General features: G+C 71.8%; 6 protein-coding genes. 2 read left to right on the top strand and 4 right to left on the bottom strand.

Translation table 11 applies throughout. The features are described 5' to 3' along the window. Positions 1 to 71 precede the first annotated feature (71 nt). Both AC1MIR_RS18565 and AC1MIR_RS18560 read left to right on the top strand, forming a co-directional pair. Entirely contained in the window at positions 72 to 1,730 is a 1,659-nt protein-coding gene (locus AC1MIR_RS18565) for an NAD(P)/FAD-dependent oxidoreductase (RefSeq protein ID WP_480029678.1), read from the top strand. A 2-nt stretch (positions 1,731 to 1,732) separates the two neighbouring features. Beyond that, positions 1,733 to 2,908: a BaiN/RdsA family NAD(P)/FAD-dependent oxidoreductase gene (locus tag AC1MIR_RS18560; protein WP_480029677.1), complete on the top strand. Its 1,176-nt coding sequence runs from the start codon at positions 1,733 to 1,735 to the stop codon at positions 2,906 to 2,908. 81 nt (positions 2,909 to 2,989) lie between these two features. On the opposite strand, the gene ychF is transcribed toward AC1MIR_RS18560, so the two are convergent. Genes ychF through AC1MIR_RS18540 form a run of 4 tightly spaced genes read right to left on the bottom strand, consistent with a single transcriptional unit; the run spans position 2,990 to position 5,838 of the window. After that, complete coding sequence (gene ychF, locus AC1MIR_RS18555) at positions 2,990 to 4,084, bottom strand: redox-regulated ATPase YchF (RefSeq protein WP_480029676.1); 1,095 nt, start codon at positions 4,082 to 4,084, stop codon at positions 2,990 to 2,992. 9 nt (positions 4,085 to 4,093) lie between these two features. Continuing rightward, on the bottom strand, positions 4,094 to 4,552 hold the full coding sequence (locus tag AC1MIR_RS18550) for a hypothetical protein (protein WP_480029675.1): 459 nt from the start codon (positions 4,550 to 4,552) through the stop codon (positions 4,094 to 4,096). Next, on the bottom strand, positions 4,549 to 5,130 hold the full coding sequence (gene pth, locus AC1MIR_RS18545) for an aminoacyl-tRNA hydrolase (RefSeq protein WP_480029674.1): 582 nt from the start codon (positions 5,128 to 5,130) through the stop codon (positions 4,549 to 4,551). Before pth ends, AC1MIR_RS18550 begins: the two co-directional genes overlap by 4 nt. Before the next feature lie 24 nt (positions 5,131 to 5,154). After that, a complete protein-coding gene (locus AC1MIR_RS18540; RefSeq protein ID WP_480029673.1) occupies positions 5,155 to 5,838 on the bottom strand; it encodes a 50S ribosomal protein L25/general stress protein Ctc in 684 nt (227 codons plus the stop codon). Positions 5,839 to 6,038 lie beyond the last annotated feature (200 nt).

Below are 6,038 nucleotides of genomic sequence, written 5' to 3'. Positions count from 1 at the left end.
GGCGCCGCCGCATGGGACATCGCGCCGGCGGTGCTGGCGGAGGGCTGAGCGGCGGCCCATATGGCGCGGCGATGCTGAGGCTCACCGAACTCAAGCTGCCGCTGGAGCACGCGCCCGGGGCGGTCGAGGCCGCGCTGGTCGCGCGGCTCGGCCTGCGGCCGGGCGAGCTGCTGTCCTGCACGGTCGCGCGCCGCGCCTGGGATGCGCGCAAGCGCAGCGCGATCGAGCTGGTCTATACGCTGGACTTTTGCGTGCGCGACGAGGGCGCGCTGCTGCGGCGCCACGCGCGCGATGCGGTGCTGGCGCGCACGCTGGGGCCGGCGCCGGACACCACCTATCGCCATGTCACGCAGGCGCGCACCCCGCTTCCGAAGCGGCCCGTGGTGATCGGCACCGGCCCCTGCGGCATCTTCGCCGCGCTGATCCTGGCCGAGATGGGCTTCCGGCCGATCATCCTGGAGCGCGGCAAGGTGGTGCGGGAACGCACCAAGGACACCTGGGCGCTGTGGCGCCGGAGCCAGCTCACCACGGAGAGCAACGTGCAGTTCGGCGAGGGCGGCGCCGGCACCTTCTCCGACGGCAAGCTCTGGTCCGGCATCAAGGACCCGCAGCATCTCGGCCGGAAGGTGCTGACGGAGTTCGTCGAGGCCGGCGCGCCCGAAGAGATTTTGTGGGTTGCCAAGCCGCATATCGGCACCTTCCGGCTGGTGCAGATGGTCGAATCCATGCGCGCCAAGATCGAGGCGCTGGGCGGCGAATACCGCTTCGGCACGAAGGTGACGGACTTCGTCGTGGAGACCGGCCGGGACGGGCTGCGGCGCATGCGCGGCGTCGTCACCGAGGCCGGCGAGACGATCGAGACCGACCATGTCGTGCTGGCGATCGGCCATTCCTCGCGCGACACCTTCGCCACGCTGCTGCAGCGCGGCGTGCATGTGGAGCCGAAACCCTTCTCCATCGGCGTGCGCATCGAGCACCCGCAATCGCTGATCGACCGCGCGCGCTTCGGCACCTTCGCGGGCAACCGCATCCTCGGCGCCGCCGACTACAAGCTTGTGCATCATTGCCGCGGCAAGGGGCTGGAAGGCCGCAGCGTCTATTCCTTCTGCATGTGCCCCGGCGGCACGGTCGTCGCCGCGACCAGCGAGGACGGGCGCGTGGTGACCAATGGCATGAGCCAGTATTCGCGCGCGGAGCGCAACGCGAATGCGGGCATCGTGGTGGGGATCACGCCGGAGGTGGATTTCCCCGGCGATCCGCTCGCCGGCGTCGCGTTGCAGCGGCGCTGGGAGGATGCGGCCTTCATCGCGGGCGAGGGCGAGTACCGCGCGCCGGCGCAGCGCGTCGGCGATTTTCTCGCGCAGCGTCCCTCGACGCAGCTGGGCGAGGTGATGCCGAGCTACAAGCCGGGCGTCACGCCGACCGATCTCTCGCGGTGCCTGCCCGATTTCGTCGTCGCCGCGATCCGCGAGGCGCTGCCCGCCTTCGGCCGCCAGATCGCGGGCTTCGACATGGCCGATGCGGTGATGACCGGGGTGGAGACGCGCACTTCCTCGCCGGTGCGCATCCGGCGCGATGCGAGCTTCCGCAGCGTCAACACGCTCGGCCTGTATCCGGCGGGCGAAGGCGCGGGCTATGCGGGCGGCATCTTCTCCGCCGGCGTGGACGGCATCCGCGTGGCGGAGGCGGTGGGGCGCGACATGGCCGGGCTGGAAGCTGCGGCCGCCTGAGCATGGATGACTTCGACGTCGTCGTGATCGGCGCCGGCGCCGCGGGCATGATGTGCGCGCTGCGCGCCGGCCAGCGCGGCCGCCGTGTGCTGCTGCTCGATCACGCCGAGGCGCCGGGCAAGAAGATTCTGATCAGCGGCGGCGGGCGCTGCAACTTCACCAACCTGGGCTGCGTGCCGGAGCGCTTCCTGTCGCGCAACCCGCATTTCGCGCGCTCGGCGCTGGCGCGCTACACGCAGCACGACTTCATCGGCCTCGTCCGCAAGCACCGCATCGGCTTCCACGAGAAGACACTCGGACAACTCTTCTGCGACGGCTCGGCACGGGAGATCGTGGCGATGCTGCTGGCGGAATGCGGCGCCGCCGGCGTGGACATGAGGCTCGATCACCGCGTCACCGACATCGCGCATGGCGCGGGCTTCGCCGTGACGACGCAGCGCGGCACTTTCGCCGCACCCTCGCTCGTGCTCGCGACCGGCGGCCTCTCCATCCCGAAGATGGGCGCGACCGGCTTCGCGCTGGACGTTGCGCGCCGCTTCGGCCTGGCGGTTGTGGAGCCGCGCCCGGCGCTGGTGCCGCTGACCTTCGGCGGCGAGGCGCTGGCGCTGATGCGTCCGCTGGCCGGCGTCGCGCTGGACAGCATCGCGCGCTGCGGCCGCGCCGCCTTCCGCGAGGCGATGCTGTTCACCCATCGCGGCCTCTCCGGCCCCGCCATCCTGCAGGTCTCGTCCTACTGGCAGGCGGGCGAGCCGGTCACGCTCGACCTGCTGCCGGAACGCGACGGCGCGGCGCTGCTGCTGGACGGCAAGCGCGCGCGGCCGAAGGCGCAGCCGCAGACCGTGCTGGCCGAAATGCTGCCCGCGCGGCTGGCGCAATCGCTCGCCGCGCTGCACCTGCCGGCGCGCGTGATCGGGGAGATCGGCGACAAGGACCTGCTGCGCCTCGCCACGCAACTGAAGGCGTGGCGCCTGCTGCCCGAGGGCACGGAGGGCTATGCCAAGGCGGAGGTGATGGCCGGCGGCGTGGACACCGCCGCCCTCGACCAGCGGACGATGATGGCGAAGGCGGTGCCGGGCCTCTTCCTGATCGGGGAGGCGGTGGACGTCACCGGCTGGCTCGGCGGCTACAATTTCCAATGGGCCTGGTCGAGCGGCTGGGCGGCCGGAGAGGCCGCTTAGCGCATTCCGCCCAAGCACAGAGCCGCTTGACCCACCCTCACCCCGACCCTCTCCCGCCCTGCGGGAGAGGGAGAGCGCGCGTCACACATTAAACCGGAACAGCAGGACGTCGCCGTCCTTCACGACGTATTCCTTGCCCTCGACGCGCATCTTGCCGGCGTCCTTCGCGCCCGCCTCGCCGTTCAGCGCGACGTAGTCGTCATAGGCGATGGTCTCCGCCGCGATGAAGCCGCGCTCGAAATCGCCATGGATCACGCCGGCGGCGCCCGGCGCCTTCGTGCCCTTGGTGATCGTCCAGGCCCGCGTCTCCTTCGGGCCGACGGTGAAGTAGGTGATCAGGCCGAGCAGCGCATAGCCGGCGCGGATGATGCGATCGAGCCCGCTGTCCTCCAGGCCTAACGACGAGAGAAAATCGCCGCGGTCGGCATCCGGCATCTGGCTGATCTCGGCCTCGATCGCCGCCGAGACGATCACCGCCTTCGCGCCCTGCGCCGCCGCCATCGCCTGCACGCGCGCGGAATGCGCGTTGCCCGTCGCGGCGCTCGCTTCCTCCACGTTGCACACATAGAGCACGGGCTTGGTCGTCATCAGCTGCAGCCGCGCGGCCGCCGCTTCCTCGCCCTTCGGCACCGCCGTGCGCGCGGGCCTGCCGGCTTCGAGCGCGGCCTTCAGCGGCTCGATCAGCGCCATCTGGGCGATCGCTTCCTTGTCGCCGCCGCGGGCACGCTTCACCAGGCCCTGGCTGCGCTTCTCCAGGCTGTCGAGGTCGGCAAGCATCAGCTCGGTCTCGACCGTCTCCGCATCGCGCACCGGGTCCACGCTGCCTTCGACATGGGTGATGTCGCCATCCTCGAAGCAGCGCAGCACATGGATGATCGCATCCACCTCCCGGATGTTCGCCAGGAACTGGTTCCCGAGGCCCTCGCCCTTCGACGCGCCGCGCACCAGGCCGGCGATGTCCACGAATTCCAGGCTGGTCGGGATGATCTTCGCGCTCTTGCCGATCTTCGCGAGCACATCCAGGCGCGGATCGGGCACGGCGACGCGGCCGACATTCGGCTCGATCGTGCAGAAGGGATAATTCGCCGCCTGCGCCGCCGCCGTCTGCGTCAGCGCGTTGAACAGCGTGGATTTGCCTACGTTCGGCAGGCCCACGATGCCGCAGTTGAAGCCCATGACTCGTCCTCAGTCCTGTCCCGCGAGCCGCGCACAGAGCTCGGCGGCAAGGGTGGAGGCGGCGATGCGCGCCGCGGCGTCGTCGGTGCGGAAGTCGAGCGCGGCAGCTCGCAGCAGCGGCGCGATGGTGGCCGCCGGCAGGCCCGCGCGCTTCGCGGCCTCCGCCAGGCGCGGCGCGAGCTCCGCAGCCTTCTGGTTCGCGCCGAGCATCGAAGCGGCATCGAGCGCGAGTGCGGCACGCATCGCGGCCTCGCCGCCCGCATGCAGCGCAAGCCGCGCGCGGCGCACATCGCCCGCGCCCTCCGGCCCCGGGGCGGTGGCGGCGCGCAGCGCGGCGGCGGATTGCGCCAGCGCCTGCGCCTCCCGCACCAAGCCGGCGGCGAGTGCTGCGGCGCCATTGGCGAAATCCTCGGGGCCCGGCCCGTGGGTCATCTCGCCGAAGCTGTCGGGGAACACGTCCTCGCTCATCGCGGCTCGGTCTCCTGCGTCAGCAGCGCGACGCGCGTCATGAAGTCCTCCGGCTTGCCGCCGGCCAGCAGCGGCGCGGCATCGGCGACCGCGTCCAGCAACGGCTCCACCCAGGTGTCCACCTTGGCGAAGTTGCCGAGCACATGGCCCGTCACGCGGTCCTTGTGGCCGGGATGGCCGATGCCGAGGCGCACGCGGCCGAAATCCGGCGTGGCCAGCGCGCGCTGCATGTCGCGCAAGCCGTTGTGGCCGGCGGTGCCGCCGCCCTTCTTCACCCGCACCTTGCCCGGCGCGAGGTCGAGCTCATCATGGAAGGCCCAGATATCGCCGGGCCTGATCTTCAGGAAGGACGCGGCCTGCTGCACGGCGTCGCCCGAGGCGTTCATGTAGGTCATGGGCTTGAGCGCCAGCACCTTCGCGCCGCCCAGCGCGCCTTCCGCGACCTCGCCCTTGAATCGCTTGCGCCACGGCGAGAAGCCGTGGCGCCGTGCGATCGCATCCAGCGCCATGAAGCCGATGTTGTGCCGCTGCCTGGCATGTTCCGGCCCGGGATTGCCGAGCCCCACCCACAGCAGCACCGCATCGTCCTCCCGGCGCGGAGGCTACTTCTTCTTGGCAGGCGCCGCGGCGGCGGCCGGGGCCTTGGCCGGCGCGGCCTTGCCGCCCTTGCCCTTGGCGGGCTCGGGCGCGGCGGCGGCCGGGGCGGCCTCCAGCTCCACCTTCGGCGGGGCGATCGAGGCCACCATGAAGTCGCGGCCGACGATGCCGGGGCGGGCGCCGAAGCTGTCCTTGATCGAGGACCAGCGCAGGTTGTCGCCGATCTTCGCCTCGGCCAGGTCGATCTCGAAGTGGTCGGGCACCTTGTCCGGCTCGACCATCACCTCGACCTCGCGGCGGACGACGTTCAGCACGCCGCCGGCCTTCAGGCCCGGGCTGGTGTCCTCATGCAGGAACACCACGGGGACGCGGACGCGGATGCGCGCGCCCGGCGCGACCCGCTGGAAATCCACATGGACGGGACGATCCGTCACCGGGTCGAACTGCACGTCGCGCATGATGGTGCGCTCCGTCGGGCCGTCCTTCACCGCCACCTCATACAGGTGGGACTGCCAGCCGCCCTTGGTCAGTTCCTTCATCACGTCGCGCGGGTCGAGGGCGATCAGCGTCGCCTCCTGCTTCGCGCCATAGACAACACCGGGGACATGCCCCCCTCGCCGGGTCGCGCGCGCCGCCCCCTTACCGGCACGCTCGCGCGCCACGGCCTCGATCCGAACAGTCTGGACCATCGCCAGGCTCCTTGTGCGCAAGAACGAAAAGCGCCGGCCTCCAGGGGTGCCAGCGCGGAGCGGTGGGTAGCGGATGGGCGCCGGGGGCGCAAGGGGCGAGCGCCTTGGGGGGGGGGGGGGGGGGGGGGGGGGGGGGGGGGGGGGGGGGGGGGGCGGGGGGGGGGGGGGGGGGGGGCGGGGGGGGGCGCCCGCGCGCGCGG

This window comes from Falsiroseomonas sp. RANM36 (genome assembly GCF_056682175.1).
This window is presented reverse-complemented; position numbering and strand designations above follow the sequence as displayed.